Genomic DNA, 14,849 nt, shown 5'->3' on the forward strand with positions numbered 1-14,849 from the left:
CGAAGCGGTGGCTGCCAAGCCACCCGATTTACAGCAGTTTACGGACTTGATCGATGGCTTGAGCTTCCCTCGGTTTTTCGTCTTCCAATGGGTGGGGTTCATGCGACCAGTTTTTCCTGATGCTGCTGGCTGATCCAATGCTCCAGGAATTGAATGGGCGAGCGGTAGCCGAGGGTCGAAGGCAGCCGTTCCGGGTTGTAGAAGACCCCGAGGTACGCGAAGCTGGCGGCGCTCATGTCGGCATGGGTGGCGTAGGAAACGCCATGCACCCCGTTGTTGAAGGGTTGAACCCGCTCTCGGTCGGGGCGTCGTCCCGGCAGTTGCCCTTCCTGCTCATCGAACAGGTCGTGCCGTAGTCCCGGAGCTTGTCCTGGAAGGCGTGGCTCGCGTACTGGCGGCCGTGGTCGGAGTGATGCGTCAGCCCCGGTGCGGGGCGCTTGCGGAACCAGTCATGGTCAGCGCATCCGTGACGAGGTCCGACGTCATGCGCGGCTTCAGGGTGTGTATTCCACACCAAACTGATCACCGATTCCACGGCAAACTGGACAGTCATTTGTAGTTGCGTAGCGCGCGGGTAACCGTGGCACCCTCGGGAGATTTGCCGAGGGCCACATGGCGAATAGCAGGTTACCGATGCGCAAGATTCTTGACGTTTTACGACTGTTCCACGACGGCGCTCGCAGCCGTCGTGAAATTGCCCGGGCGGTCAATACCTCGCCGACGACCGTCGGCGAGGTCCTCCGGCGCGCAGAGCTGTGCGGCCTCACCTGGCCGCTGCCTGCCGGGCTGAGCGAACGGGCGCTGGAAGCGCGGCTCTACCCACCGACGGCACCGTCGAATCAGAGCCGCCCCGAACCCCATTGGGCGCGGGTGCAGCGCGAACTGCGGCGCAAGGGTGTCACCCTCGAACTACTCTGGCAGGAATACAAAGCCGAACACCCGGACGGCTACCGCTACAGCGGCTTCTGCGCCCTTTACCGGCAGTGGCTCGGGCGGCTCTCGCTCAGTCTGCGGCAAACGCATAAGGCCGGCGAGAAACTGTTCGTTGACTACGCCGGCCAGACCGTTCCGGTGACCGACCCGTTGAGCGGCGAAATCCGCCAGGCGGCGATCTTCGTGGCCGTGCTGGGCGCCTCCAACTACACCTACAGCGAAGCCACCTGGAGCCAGAGCCTGCCCGACTGGATCGGCAGCCACGTGCGAACCTTCGAACACCTGGGCGGCGTCACCGCCGTGGTTGTTCCCGACAACCTCAAGAGCGGCGTCACCACCGCCTGTTTCTACGCCCCCGAACTCAACCCGACCTGCCGCGACCTGGCCAGCCACTACGGCACCGCGATCCTGCCGGCGCGGCCCCGTCGCCCGAAGGACAAGGCCAAGGTCGAGGCCGGCGTGCTGCTCGTCGAGCGCTGGGTACTGGCCCGTCTGCGGCACCAGCGCTTCTTCAGTCTGGGCCCGACCTGTGCGACCTGCTGTTCCGCCGCGAAGCCAGGCTTGGGAGGGCAGCTTTCCGCTGATAGACTTTTGTCCGGTTTAATCCGCTTGAGACGCTTCCAATTGACAAGCGTGGACGCCATGACCACTGAACCGTGGGTTTCCGTCGACCAGGTCGCCCAGCACCTGGGGGTGGCCAAGGACACCGTCTACCGCTGGCGCGAACACCGCGGGCTGCCGGCGCACCGCGTCGGGCGCTTGTGGAAGTTCCAGCTGTCCGAAGTGGACGACTCGGTGCGCGCCGGGGGCGCAGATGAGGAACAGAGCGCGGGCGGCACCAACACCCGCTGGAACTGAAGGTCACGAGGCGCCATGCCCACACTGAACTGGATCGGCAAGGAAGCCGTCGTCAGGCATCACAAGGAAGTGCCGTTCCGCCTGCTGGAGCCGGTGCCGGAACTTTCCTGCGGCCACGGCGCGGGCAAGGATTCGGGCAACCTGATCGTGCAGGGCGACAACCTGCACGCGCTCAAGGCCCTGCTGCCGCGCTATGCCGGGCAGGTGAAGTGCATCTACATCGACCCGCCGTACAACACCGGCAACGAGGGCTGGGTCTACAACGACAACGTCAACAGCCCGGAGATTCGCAAGTGGCTGGGCGAGGTGGTCGGCAAGGAAGGCGAGACGCTGGACCGGCACGACCGCTGGCTGTGCATGATGTACCCGCGACTGGTGCTGTTGAAGCAGTTCCTGGGCGAGGACGGCGCGATCTTCGTGTCCATTGACGACAACGAGGTAGCGGCGCTACGGTTGCTGATGGATGAGATTTTCGGGGCGAAGAACTTCGTCGCGACTGTGCTGTGGCAGGAGGTCTATTTCCCCAAAAACTCGGCACGCCATCTCTCCGAGGATCACGACTACATCGTCATATACGCAGCCAAGGCCGACGCTTGGAAACCAAATCTGTTGCCACGTACGGAAGAACAGAACGCTGCGTACAAGAATCCGGACAAGGACCCGCGCGGAGTCTGGAAAACAAGTGACTTGTCGGCGCGCAACTATTACTCGGCGGGAACGTACTCGATCACCTGCCCCTCTGGGCGAGTAATTGAAGCCCCTCCAAAGGGAATGTATTGGCGGGTTTCAAAAGAGAAATTCGAGGAGCTGGGCCGCGACAGCAGAATCTGGTGGGGCAAGGATGGCAGTGCCATTCCGCAGATCAAACGGTTCCTGCACGAAGTCAAGGACGGTCGGGTGCCGCAGACGATGTGGTTCTATCAAGAGGTCGGCCACACGCAGGAAGGCAAGAAAGAACTGCTCGAACTGGTCGACTTCGATACGTCTGTCGACGTCTTCATCACGCCGAAGCCCACCCGCCTGATTCAGCGCATCCTGCAAATCGCGACGGACAAGGATTCCATCGTCCTCGACAGCTTTGCCGGTTCTGGCACGACGGGCCACGCCGTGCTCAAGCAGAACGTCGAGGACGGTGGCTGCCGTAGATTCATACAGGTCGAAATGCTGCCCGAAGTGGCAAGTACCATCACGGCGGGTCGCGCGAAGCGGGCCATCTCCGGCTACATCAACGCCAAAGGTCAAGCTGTCGAAGGCCTCGGCGGCGGCTGCCAGTTCTGCCCCGAGGCGGCCATCGCGCGCGTCGCTCAGCGGGTGCGGCAGGGCGGACACCACGTTCCGGAAAGCGACAAGGTCAGCTGGGACGGCAAGCGGGGCACGCTGACCATCACCGCGCCGCTGACCGAGGAAGAGGCCGAGGTGCTCAAGGCCTCGGTGACCAGCGACTCGGCGGCGGCGGCCATCGTCGAAGCGGCCGAGGTCAGCCGCACCACGGCCATCGAGTTCTTCCAGACGCCCGCCGAGTTGGGGGAGTGCTTCCGCGTGCCGCAGCTGGCCTTGCGCGTGCAGGGTGAACTGCAGCTGTTCGACGACCCGGAAGTGCTCGACTATCCGTGGGACTTGTCGACGTACGACGCCGCGCCCACCGGCGACGAGATCACTGCGCTGGGCGCGGGCCTCAAGGTGTCCGAAGGCGGAGAGATCGACGTCGATGGCGAGAGCGGCAAGGTCATCTCGCGCTTCCTGTCCGATCTGCAGCGCGATCTGGGCCTCGTCTATCAGCCTGAGCACTGGGACGAGGTGCGCCTCGCGACGTGGCTGTGCCGGAACCTGCCGGAGCCTTCGCTGACCCATGCCAGCAAGCAGGCCTTCGGGGCCAAATGGCTGACCGAACTGTTGCGCCGGGAGGGCTTCACGTTGGCCCGCGCCAATCTGCAGAAGTTCCTGCTGCGCAACCTGCTGGAGACGCGCATCCGTGACCTGCGCCGGCGGGCGGGCGGCAAGGCATTCCAGCAGACGCTGTTTGGCGACGACGCGGCAGCGCGCGTCGCGGTGACGGATGGGTACGCCTTCGAGTTCCACGCGCAAGCCTACGCGCCCAGCCGTGACTACGACGGGCGATTCGGGCACTTCGACTTTCCCGAGGGGCATTGCCGCTTCGTCATGGTCAAGGACAAGCGGTGGGAGTGGATCGAGGAGAAGCTGTCCCCATCACTGGCGCGACAGAACTGAGGCCGCAAGTTCGTCGCCATGGACCACGCCAGCCTCTCCACCCTGCGCGACCGCCACCCCGCCTGGCGGCTGCTGGCCTCGCCGCACGCGCCGCTGGTGGCGAGCTTCCTGCACCGGGTGTTCGTGGCGCCGAATGTGCGGGTGATGAGCGAGGCCGATCTCGCGGAGGCGCTGGAGGACGAGCTGTTCGCCCTGCGCGAGCAGTTGGGGCCCGAGGCGTACCCCAAGGGCGCGCAGGACTACCTGAACGACTGGGCCGCGTCCGACAAGGGCTGGCTGCGCAAGTTCTACAAGCCGGGCACGGACGAGGCGCAGTTCGACCTGACGCCGGCCACCGAGAAGGCCATCGCCTGGCTGCGGTCGCTCACCGAGCGCCCGTTTGTCGGCACCGAATCGCGCCTGCTGACGCTGTTCGCGCTGCTCGAGCAGATCAGCGCCGGCACCGAGGCCGACCCGATCAAGCGCGTGGCCGACCTGCGCAAGAAGCGCGATGAGCTGGACGCCGAGATCGCTCGTGTGCTGACCGGTGACCTGCCCCTGCTCGACGACACGGCGGTCAAGGACCGCTTCCAGCAGTTCCAGCAACTGGCGCGCGAGCTGCTGGCCGACTTCCGCGAGGTGGAGCACAACTTCCGCCTGCTCGACCGCAAGGTGCGCGAGAAGATCGCGCTGTGGGAAGGCGCCAAGGGTGCGCTGCTCGACGAGATCATGAATGATCGCGATGCCATCGGCGACTCCGACCAGGGCCGGAGCTTCCGCGCCTTCTGGGACTTCCTCATGTCCAGCCGGAGACAGGAGGAACTTTCCGCGCGGCTGGATCAGGTGCTGGCGCTGCCGGCCGTGGCTCAGCTTTCGCCCGAACCGCGTACCCGCCGCGTGCACCACGACTGGCTGGAGGCGGGCGAACACACGCAGCGCACGGTGGCCCAGCTGTCGCAGCAGTTGCGCCGCTTCCTCGACGACCGGGCCTTTCTCGAGAACCGCCGCATCCTGGACTTGCTGCACGGCATCGAGAGCAAGGCGCTCGGAATTCGCGAGACCACGCCCTCCGGCACGGTGATGCACATCGACGCCATGGGGGCGAACATTGAACTGCCGCTGGAGCGGCCACTGTTCACGCCGAGCGTGAAGCCGCTTCTCACCGATCTCGCGCTCGTGGCCGGCGAGGACGACATCGACACCGCGCGCTTGTTCGACCAGATCGTGGTGGACAAGGCACGCCTGCGGTCAGCCGTGCAACGCGCACTGCGCCGCCAGCCGCAGATCACGCTGTGCGAGCTGCTGGACGCCGAGCCTCTGCGCCAGGGTCTGGCCGAACTGGTGGCCTACCTGGAGCTGGCCCACGCCGGGGACAGAAGCGACGCCCTGGAGGGCCTACGCGCCCTGGTCGACGAGGCCGTCGAAGAGCCGATCCGCTGGCAGGCCTGCAACGCAGCGGGTGAAGCCGTAACGCGCGAAGCGCGCTTACCCCGCGTGATCTTCACGCGCTGACGACGGCCCGCGGGCCAGGGAGACATGAAGCTGAACGACGCGCTGCACGAGGACGATTCGGAGGAGACGCCACGCAGCGCGCTGCCGGCGGTGCCCGAGTTGTCGCAGCTGATGGTGCACCTGCTCAAGGGAGTGCTCTACCGCGACGACGACGAGCGTCTGTGGGCGAGCCTGCTGCGCCTGCAAGCGCGGGTGCGCGAACAGGCCGCCGTGCTGCTGCTCGATCTGGTGACGGACGAGGCCGAGGGCCACGCCTTCCTGAAGAGCCGTCCGGACCCGGACGAGTCGGAGGGCGCGCCGCGCCTGCCGCGGCTCGTCGCACGCCGGCCGCTGTCCTACCCGGTGAGCCTGATGCTGGCGCTGCTGCGCAAGCGCATGGCCGAGTTCGACGCCGGCGGTGGCGACACGCGGCTCGTGCTCTCGCGCGACGACATCGCCGAACTGATGCGGGTCTTCCTGCCCGATGGAACGAACGAGGCCCGGGTGATCGACCAGGTGGACGCGACGATCACCAAGGCGGTCGATCTGGGGTTTCTGCGACGGCTCAAGCCTGCCGGTGGCAATGCGCAGGACCGGGGCCATTACGAGGTACGGCGCATCCTGAAGGCCTTCGTGGACGCGCAATGGCTGGCGGAGTTCGATGCGCGCCTGGAGGTCTACCGTTCGGCGCCCTCGGGCGGCACCGGTCCAGGTGCGAACCAGGAGAAGGCCGATGCTTGAGGCGGCGACGCTCGGCCTGGACTTCGTGGCCGACGACAGCCGGGTAGGCTTTCGGCTGCAGCGGCTGGAGGTACTGAACTGGGGCACTTTCGACAAGCGCGTCTGGCGCTACGAGCTCGACGGCCGCCACGGCCTGCTCACGGGCGACATCGGTTCGGGCAAGTCGACGCTGGTCGATGCCATCACCACCTTGCTCGTGCCGGCGCATCGCGTGGCCTACAACAAGGCCGCCGGGGCGGATTCCCGCGAGCGCTCCTTGCGTTCCTACGTGCTGGGCCACTACAAGAGCGAGCGCAATGAGGTCACAGGCAGCGCAAGACCCGTGGCGCTGCGCGATGCGTCGAGCTACTCGGTCATCCTCGGCGTCTTTCGCAACGAGGGCTATGACCAGGCCGTGACGCTGGCCCAGGTCTTCTGGCTCAAGGACCCGCAGGGCCAACCCGCACGCCTGTTCGTGGCCGCCGAGCGGGCTCTCACCATCGCCGACGCCTTCAGCGGCTTCGGCAGTGACATCACCGCCCTGCGCAAGAAGCTGCGGGGCGCAGGCTGCGAGCAGTTCGACAGCTTCCCGCCTTACGGCGCCTGGTTCCGCCGGCGCTTCGGCATCGAGCACGAGCAGGCCCTGGAGCTCTTCCACCAGACTGTCTCGATGAAGTCGGTGGGCAACCTCACCGACTTCGTGCGCAGTCACATGCTGGAGCCCTTCGACGTGGGCGGCCGCATCGAGGCGCTGATCCGGCACTTCGACGACCTGGACCGCGCGCATCAGGCGGTGCTCAAGGCAAAGCGGCAGGTGGACTTGCTGACGCCCCTGGTCGAGGACGGGGCACGCCACCATGCGCGGGTAGCCGCGATCCAGGGCTGGCGGGATGCGCGCGATCAGCTTCGGCCGTACTTCGCCCGGCTCAAGGGCGAGCTTCTGGACCGCCGCCTCGGCTTGCTGGCGGAGGATGCGGCCCGGCTCGATGCGCAGATCGAGCGTCTGGACGCGCAACGCGAGACCGAGCGCGTGGAAGTCGGCCGCCTGGAGCGGGCTCTGCGAGACAACGGCGGCGATCGCCTGGAAGAGATGGCGGCGGAGATTCGCCGTCTGGAGCAGGACAAGGAACAACGCCAGAAGAAGTCGGACCGCTTCCAGGAGTTGCTGGCCCGCATCGACGAGGCGGCGCCGGCCGATGAAGCCGGTTTCCTCACCCAGCAGCAGAGCATTGCCCAGCGCGCCGAGGGCTTGCGCGAACGCATCGCCGACTTGGACAACCGCGAGCGTGAGGAGGACTTCGCTTTCCGCAAGGGCCGTGAGGAGCACACCGCCTTGTCGGACGAGATCGACAGTCTCCAGCGGCGCAAGAGCAACATCGATGCCGCCCAGGTCCGCATCCGCGATGCGCTGTGTACCGCGCTGGCCATCGGTGAGGACGAACTGCCCTTCGCGGGCGAGCTCATCCAGGTGCGTGAAGACGAGCGCGATTGGGAAGGCGCCGCCGAGCGGCTGTTGCGTGGCTTCGGTCTTGCATTGCTGGTTCCGGATGCGCACTACAAGGCCGTTGCGGACTGGGTGGACCGGCAGCATCTGAATGCTCGGCTGGTGTACTTCCACGTGCGTCCACGAAAGGCAGCGCAGGGCGCCGCGCTGCATCCGCAGTCGCTGGTGCGCAAGCTCGTCATCAAGCCGGACTCGCCGCACTACGAGTGGTTGGAGCAAGAACTTCGCCAGCGCTTCGACGTGGCCTGCTGCAACACCGGCGAGCAGTTCCGTCGCGAGGCCCGCGCCATCACGCGCTCCGGTCAGATAAAGGACCCGAGCGGCCGCCACGAGAAAGACGATCGCAGCCGGATCGACGACCGCAGCCGCTACGTGCTCGGCTGGAGCAATGCCGACAAGCTGCGTGCGTTGCGCGATCAGCGGGAGCGTCTGGAGGCAAGGCTGGCCACGCTGGGGCAGCGTATCGGCGAGATCCAGCAGGCGCGCAACGAACTGCGCAGCCGACTGGATGCACTCAGCAAGCTGGAAGAGTTCACGCGTTTCGCGGACATCGACTGGATGAGCCTGGCCCGCCAGATTGCCGAACTCACCGAGGAGCGTGCACGGCTGGAAGCCGCATCGGACACGCTGCAGGAGCTCGGGCGTCAGCTAAAGGCGGCGCAAGACCGCCTCGCGGATACAGAACGCAAGCGCGACGACGCTCGGGACAAGCGTGCAGAGGTCGCAACCAAGCATGCGACGGCACAGGAGCTCCGGAATCAGGCGGGTCGCGTTTGGGGCGACGCGCCCCTGACCGAGGCGCAGCTCGAGCGTCTGGATGGCTGGCGCTCGCAGGCGCTGGGCGAACATCAACTGTCGGTCGAGTCCTGCGACAACCGCGAGCAGGAGGTGCGCAAGTGGCTGCAGGAGCGCATCGACGCGGAGGACAAACGCCTGGCCCGTCTGACCGAGCGGATCGTCAACGCCATGCGCGGTTTCAAGGAGGAGTTCAAGGCCGAGACCGTCGAGATCGACGTGAGCCTCGCGGCGCTGCCGGAGTACGAGCGGATGCTCACCGACTTGAAGAGCGACGACCTGCCGCGATTCGAGGCGCGCTTCAAGGAGCTGCTCAACGTCAACACGATCAACGAGATCGCCAACTTCAACGCCCAGCTCGCCCGCGAGCGGGAGACGATCAAGGAGCGCGTCGACTTCATCAACCAGTCGCTCCAGGCCATCGACTACAACCCCGGCCGGTACATCAAGCTGGTGGCGCTGCCCAGCCCGGATGCGGAGATCCGGGACTTCCAGCAGGATCTGCGCGCGTGCACCGAGGGCGCGATGACCGGCTCGGCCGACGAGCAGTATTCGGAAGCCAAGTTCCTGCAGGTCAAGGCCATCATCGACCGCTTCCGGGGCCGTGAAGGACTGTCGGATGCCGACCGACGGTGGACCGCCAAGGTCACCGACGTGCGCAACTGGTTCCTGTTCTCGGCCAGCGAGCGCTGGCGCGCCGACGGTGCCGAGCACGAGCACTACTCGGACTCGGGCGGCAAGTCGGGCGGTCAGAAGGAGAAGCTGGCCTACACCGTGCTGGCGGCGAGCCTGGCCTACCAGTTCGGGCTGGAGTGGGGCGCCGTGCGTTCGCGGTCATTCCGCTTCGTCGTGATCGACGAAGCGTTCGGGCGCGGGTCGGACGAGTCGGCGCAGTACGGGCTGCGCCTGTTCCAGCAGCTCAACCTGCAGTTGTTGATCGTCACGCCGCTGCAGAAGATCCACATCATCGAGCCCTTCGTGGCCAGCGTCGGCTTTGTGCACAACGAGGGCGGGCGCGACTCGCGGCTGCGCTGCCTGTCGATTGAGGAGTACCGGGCACAAAGGGTTGCCGGGACAACTGCGCGGACGGCCGAAGGGATGGTCGAAGCCAGGGCGGCCGGAGGCGGCTCGGCGCCATGAGCTGGACCACGCCGGCAGATCTGCGCGCCCAGGTCCAACGCTTGTGGGATCGCGGCGACTTGCTGCGTGCGACGGTGACGGACGCCATTGCGTGGCCGCTGCGCCTGAACCTGAAGGCTCCCAGTGCTGCGGACCTGTCCGACCGCTTCGAGGCCGTGCGTGACTGGGTGCGCGCCGTCGCCGATACCCCGAAGGTTCGGATCGGATGGCGGGAGTGGAACCACCGCGTCCAGGGGACGCAGCGGCTCCCGGTGGCCGTCTGGCTCGACGCCCTGCAGGACGCTTTGGCCTTCATCGGCAAGATTCGTCAAGCGCAACGGTTTGAAGCCTTGTGGCAACAGACGGCCGCCACTCATCCCACGCTGCTGTCGTGGCTGTCTCGGCGGCCGATCCAGGCGCTGGACCTGGCGGACCGCTGGGAGCGTTTGCTGGCCGTCGTCGCATGGCTGCAGGCCCATCCTCGTCCGGGCGTCTACCTGCGCCAGGTCGACGTACCCGGGGTGGACAGCAAGTTCATCGAGACCCACCGAGGCGTGCTGGCCGAGCTGCTGGACCTGGCTCTGCCGCCTGAGGCCGTGGAGACGCAGGCAAGCGGGGTCGCGCAGTTCACTCGCCGATTCGGATTCCTGGGCAAGCCTGTGCGGATTCGGTTTCGTCTGCTCGACCCGGCCTTGCCCAGCCTGCCTGGCTGCCATGCCTTGCCAGGTGTGCTGCCCGACATCACGCTGGACGCCAACAGTCTTGCGGCGCTGGCCTTGCCCGTCGAGCGAGTCTTCATCACCGAGAACGAGACGAACTTCCTCGCCTTTCCGGAGGTGGCGGGAGCCATCGTCGTCTTCGGCGCTGGCTACGGTTGGGAGGCGCTGTCGCGCGCCGGGTGGCTGCATCGATGCCAGCTGTACTACTGGGGCGACATCGACACCCACGGATTCGCCATCCTCGACCAATTGCGTGGCCACTTCCCGAGCGCGGCGTCCTTCCTCATGGACCGGGAGACGCTGCTTGCGCATCGCTCGCACTGGGGCGAGGAACCCGAGCCTGCGCGCCACGACTTGCCGCGTCTCACGGACGAAGAGGCGACCGTCTATGACGACCTCAGATTCGATCGCCACCAGCCCAGGCTGCGACTGGAGCAGGAGCGCGTGGGCTTTGGCTGGCTGTGCGATCGACTGGCGTGTATCTCCACGGGAGCCCTCGTATCGCAGTCCCCTTGCTCGTAAGCTAGGGAGTCGAATGTCGCCTGGGTAAACTACCGGCCGGCCATGTCCACGTCTGGAACACCGGTTGACCCAGCGTGAAGCGGGCGGTTCTTCGCCACTGTCGATGACCGCTGCCAGCGAGCCTGACGTTTTTGCTCTTGCCCCCAGTACTCACATGCCCCGATAACGAATTAAAGAGGGGTTTGCTCCGTTTCCTGTGCAACGATGGACAGCTGGACAAAGGGTGGGGCGAGACGGGTGAGCTTGCCGGCGAGCACAGGATTCATGCGATTGCCCTGGCACTCCCGCCGGCATCGCTGCCATCGCGGGATGAGCCTGGCGTCCCCACGGGGATTCGAACCCCGGTACCTACCGTGAAAGGGTAGTGTCCTAGGCCTCTAGACGATGGGGACCCGGAACAGTTGGCTTCAATTCGACTTCTTCTTGTGGAGGTACGCGGGATCGAACCGCGGACCTCTTGCATGCCATGCAAGCGCTCTCCCAGCTGAGCTATACCCCCGCGAAAGAAGGCGCGATTATAGGGTCAGGCTCACCCCCTGTAAACCCGCGGGACGACCCGGCGTCTCCGCTCACTGAGTCGACGATGAACTTCATTCAGGCACTCCGCTCGGCCTGGCGCGAACAGGACAGCCTCCTGTGCGTCGGGCTCGACCCCGATCCCGGGCGTTTCCCGGCGCAGCTCGAGGGCCGTGACGACGCGATCTTCGAGTTCTGCCGGACGATCGTCGACGCGACCGGCGACCTGGTCTGCTGCTTCAAGCCGCAGATCGCGCACTTCGCCGCGCAGCGCGCGGAAGACCAGCTCGAAGCGCTGATCGACCATGTGCATCGCCGCCATCCGGCGATCCCGGTGATCCTCGACGCCAAGCGCGGCGACATCGGCAGCACCGCCGAGCAGTACGCGATCGAGGCTTTCGAGCGCTTCCGCGCCGACGCGGTGACGCTCAATCCTTACCTCGGTCGCGACTCGATCGAACCGTACCTGGCGTACCCCGGCAAGGGCCTGATCCTGCTCTGCCGGACGTCGAACGCCGGAGGCAGCGACCTGCAGTTTCTCGACGTCGGCGGCGAAAGGCTCTACGAGCGCGTCGCCCGGCTGGTCAGCGGCGAATGGAATCGGAGCGGTCAGTGCGCGCTGGTCGTCGGGGCCACTTTCCCCGAAGAGATCGGTCGCGTGCGCCGGATCGTCGGGGACATGCCACTGCTCGTCCCGGGAATCGGCGCACAGGGCGGCGACATCGCCGCGACGGTGCACAACGGCTGTACCGCCGGCGGCTTCGGCCTGGTCATCAACTCGTCGCGGGCGATCCTCTACGCCGGCAGCGGCGAAGACTATGCAGCGGCCGCACGCGCGGTCGCGCTGGCCACGCGCGAGGCGATCAACGAGCAACGACGGGCCGCCGGGCCCGGATCGCGGGACGTCCCGGCAGGCGACTGACCAGCCGGGCCGTTCAGACGTCGATGTTGCGCGCGGCGAGCGCGTTCGTTTCGATGAAGCTTCGCCGCGGTTCGACGAGTTCACCCATCAACGTACTGAAGATCTCGTCGGCACCGATCGCGTCCTCGATCTGCACCTTGAGCAGACGACGGACCTTGGGATCCATCGTCGTCTCCCAGAGCTGCTCGGGATTCATCTCGCCAAGCCCCTTGTAGCGCTGCTTGGTGACGCTTCGTTCGACCTCGGCGAGCAGCCACTGCATCGCTTCGGCGAAGCTTCCGACCGGTCGGCGCTTTTCGCCACGAGCGACGAAGCCACCCGCACCGAACAAGCCGGCGAGCGTTTCGGCGGTCCGGCGAAGCTGCGCGTAGTCGCCACTGAGCAGCAGATCTTCGTCGATCACGCTCACCTTGAGGTTGCCGTGGAGCACGGTTTCGACGTGCAGCTGCCAGCGTTCCTGCGCCGTGTCATAGCGCGCGGCAACGCGGATCGCCGACTGATCGCCGAGCGCCCCCATCACCGCCTGGGCACTGCGCGTCGCCGACGTCTCGCAATCGAGCTCGATATTCAGGTTGCCGTCGATCAGCGCGTGCAGCACCTCGGGGTTGATCAGGTGGGCAAGGCGGCTGATCACCGCTTCGGCGAGCAGGTACTCCCGGGCCAGCTGTTCGAGAGCCGGCCCGGAGATCTCCGGGGAACCCGTGCGCGGGACGAGAACCGCTCCTTCCAGGGCGAGCGTCAGCAGGAACTGCTTAAGCGCCTGATCGTCCTTGAGGTAACGCTCGGCCTTGCCGTGCTTGACCTTGTAGAGCGGTGGCTGGGCGATGTAGATGTGGCCGCGCTCGACGAGTTCGCGCATCTGCCGGTAGAAGAAGGTCAGCAGCAGTGTGCGGATGTGCGCGCCGTCGACGTCGGCGTCGGTCATGATGATCAGCCGGTGGTAGCGCAGCTTCTCGGGCTTGTATTCGTCCTTGCCGATGCCGGTGCCGAGCGCGGTGATCAGCGTGGCGATCTCCTGCGAGGCGATCAGCTTGTCGAAGCGCGCCTTTTCGACGTTGAGGATCTTGCCCTTGAGCGGCAGCACGGCCTGGAACTTCCGGTCACGCCCCTGCTTGGCCGAACCGCCCGCCGAATCGCCCTCGACGAGGTAGAGTTCGCAGAGCGCCGGGTCCTTCTCCTGGCAATCGGCAAGTTTCCCGGGCAGTCCCACGCCATCGAGCAGCCCCTTGCGCCGGGTCATCTCGCGCGCCCGGCGCGCTGCGTCGCGCGCGCGCGCAGCCTCGACGATCTTCCCGGTGATCACTTTCGCATCGACCGGACGCTCCTGCAGAAACTCGGTGAGCCTGGCCGCGACGACTTCCTCGACGGCCGGCCGCGCTTCCGAAGAGACGAGCTTCATCTTGGTCTGCGAAGCGAACTTCGGGTCGGCCATCTTGACCGAGAGGACACAGGCAAGGCCCTCGCGCATGTCGTCACCGGTGATCTCGACCTTGGCCTTCCGAGCGATCTCGTTCTCTTCGATGTAGCGGTTGATCACCCGGGTCATCGCCGCGCGCAGGCCGGTCAGATGAGTTCCACCGTCGGCCTGCGGAATGTTGTTGGTGAAGCAGAGAACCTGTTCCACATAGCTGTCGTTCCACTGCATCGCGACTTCGACGCCGATCGGCCCGCTGGCTCCGGCCGACTCGCCGGAAGCGTGGAAGACGTTCGGGTGGAGAACCGACTTGGTGCGGTTGATGTACTCGACGAAGCCCTTCACGCCACCGAGGAAGGCGAAGTTCTCCTCCTTGCCGCTGCGCTGGTCGTGCAGCCGGATGCGCACGCCATTGTTCAGGAACGATAGTTCACGCAGGCGCCGGGCAATGATCTCGTAGTGGAACTCGACCTGACCGAAGATCTCCTCGTCGGCCATGAAGTGCAGTTCGGTTCCGCGCTTCTCGGTATCGCCGACAATCCGCAGCGGCGACACCTCGACGCCCCTCTGCATCTCGATCAGCCGATCGACGACGACCCCGCGATGAAACTCGACGAAATGCTTCTTGCCTTCGCGCCGTATGGTCAGCCGCAGCCACCGCGACAGCGCGTTGACACACGAGACGCCGACTCCGTGCAGTCCGCCGGAAACCTTGTACGAGTTCTGGTTGAACTTGCCTCCGGCGTGCAGCACGCACATCACGATCTCGGCAGCCGATCGCCGCGGCTCGTGCCGGTCGTCGAACTTGATCCCGGTCGGGATTCCGCGACCGTTGTCGCTGACCGAGATCGAGTTGTCGGCATGGATGGTGATCACGATGTCGTCGCAGTACCCGGCGAGCGCCTCGTCGATCGAGTTGTCGACGACCTCGAAGACCATGTGGTGCAGCCCCGTGCCATCGGAGGTGTCACCGATGTACATCCCGGGGCGCTTGCGTACCGCTTCCAGCCCTTCGAGCTGCTGGATGCTCGATTCGTCGTACGCGGGTAACTCGTCGTTTTCGGTCATGAAAAGTCCACATGATTAGCCACAATGTTCAGCAAACCTGATCACGCGCTCTGGCCGAGG

The 14,849-nt window shown here is 65.8% G+C and carries 8 protein-coding genes, 2 tRNA genes and 2 pseudogenes; 8 read left to right on the plus strand and 4 right to left on the minus strand.

The genetic code is table 11. The features are described 5' to 3' along the window. Positions 1 to 98: 98 nt before the first annotated feature. Positions 99 to 501, minus strand: a pseudogene (locus NFW05_RS13095) (DDE-type integrase/transposase/recombinase); the annotation flags it as partial. Positions 502 to 612: 111 nt separating this feature from the next. Here NFW05_RS13095 and istA point away from each other — a divergent pair. The 7 genes and pseudogenes from istA to NFW05_RS13130 all read left to right on the plus strand — a co-directional run. Further along, a pseudogene (gene istA / locus NFW05_RS13100) lies at positions 613 to 1,455 on the plus strand (IS21 family transposase); the annotation flags it as partial. A 120-nt stretch (positions 1,456 to 1,575) separates the two neighbouring features. After that, positions 1,576 to 1,791, plus strand: a complete 216-nt coding sequence (locus NFW05_RS13105; RefSeq protein ID WP_295307574.1) for a helix-turn-helix domain-containing protein — start codon at positions 1,576 to 1,578, stop codon at positions 1,789 to 1,791. 15 nt (positions 1,792 to 1,806) lie between these two features. After that, entirely contained in the window at positions 1,807 to 4,020 is a 2,214-nt protein-coding gene (locus tag NFW05_RS13110) for a site-specific DNA-methyltransferase (RefSeq protein WP_295307557.1), read from the plus strand. Positions 4,021 to 4,038: 18 nt separating this feature from the next. Then, a complete protein-coding gene (locus tag NFW05_RS13115) occupies positions 4,039 to 5,511 on the plus strand; it encodes a DUF3375 domain-containing protein (RefSeq protein ID WP_295307560.1) in 1,473 nt (490 codons plus the stop codon). A 30-nt stretch (positions 5,512 to 5,541) separates the two neighbouring features. Further along, positions 5,542 to 6,231, plus strand: a complete 690-nt coding sequence (locus tag NFW05_RS13120) for a DUF4194 domain-containing protein (RefSeq protein WP_295307577.1) — start codon at positions 5,542 to 5,544, stop codon at positions 6,229 to 6,231. Then, positions 6,224 to 9,649 carry an ATP-binding protein gene (locus tag NFW05_RS13125; protein ID WP_295307562.1) on the plus strand — a complete coding sequence of 1,142 codons (3,426 nt, stop codon included), beginning with the start codon at positions 6,224 to 6,226 and terminating at the stop codon, positions 9,647 to 9,649. The genes NFW05_RS13120 and NFW05_RS13125 overlap by 8 nt, the downstream gene beginning before the upstream one ends. Then, positions 9,646 to 10,869 (plus strand): DUF3322 domain-containing protein, encoded by a 1,224-nt coding sequence (locus NFW05_RS13130; RefSeq protein ID WP_295307565.1) that lies wholly within the window; start codon positions 9,646 to 9,648, stop codon positions 10,867 to 10,869. Before NFW05_RS13125 ends, NFW05_RS13130 begins: the two co-directional genes overlap by 4 nt. Positions 10,870 to 11,185: 316 nt before the next feature. On the opposite strand, the gene NFW05_RS13135 is transcribed toward NFW05_RS13130, so the two are convergent. Together NFW05_RS13135 and NFW05_RS13140 are read right to left on the minus strand one after the other, a co-directional pair. Further along, a tRNA-Glu gene (locus NFW05_RS13135) sits at positions 11,186 to 11,261 on the minus strand. A 34-nt stretch (positions 11,262 to 11,295) separates the two neighbouring features. Next, positions 11,296 to 11,368 (minus strand) — tRNA-Ala (locus NFW05_RS13140). Between the two features lie 84 nt (positions 11,369 to 11,452). On the opposite strand from NFW05_RS13140, the gene pyrF reads away from it, so the two are divergent. After that, the gene (pyrF, locus tag NFW05_RS13145) at positions 11,453 to 12,307 is read left to right on the plus strand and encodes an orotidine-5'-phosphate decarboxylase (RefSeq protein ID WP_295307568.1); all 855 of its coding nucleotides are present in this window, start codon (positions 11,453 to 11,455) and stop codon (positions 12,305 to 12,307) included. Between the two features lie 13 nt (positions 12,308 to 12,320). On the opposite strand, the gene gyrB is transcribed toward pyrF, so the two are convergent. Next, positions 12,321 to 14,789 (minus strand): DNA topoisomerase (ATP-hydrolyzing) subunit B, encoded by a 2,469-nt coding sequence (gyrB, locus tag NFW05_RS13150; protein ID WP_295307571.1) that lies wholly within the window; start codon positions 14,787 to 14,789, stop codon positions 12,321 to 12,323. Positions 14,790 to 14,849 lie beyond the last annotated feature (60 nt).

Source organism: Accumulibacter sp. (genome assembly GCF_023806625.1).
GTDB lineage: Bacteria > Pseudomonadota > Gammaproteobacteria > Burkholderiales > Rhodocyclaceae > Accumulibacter.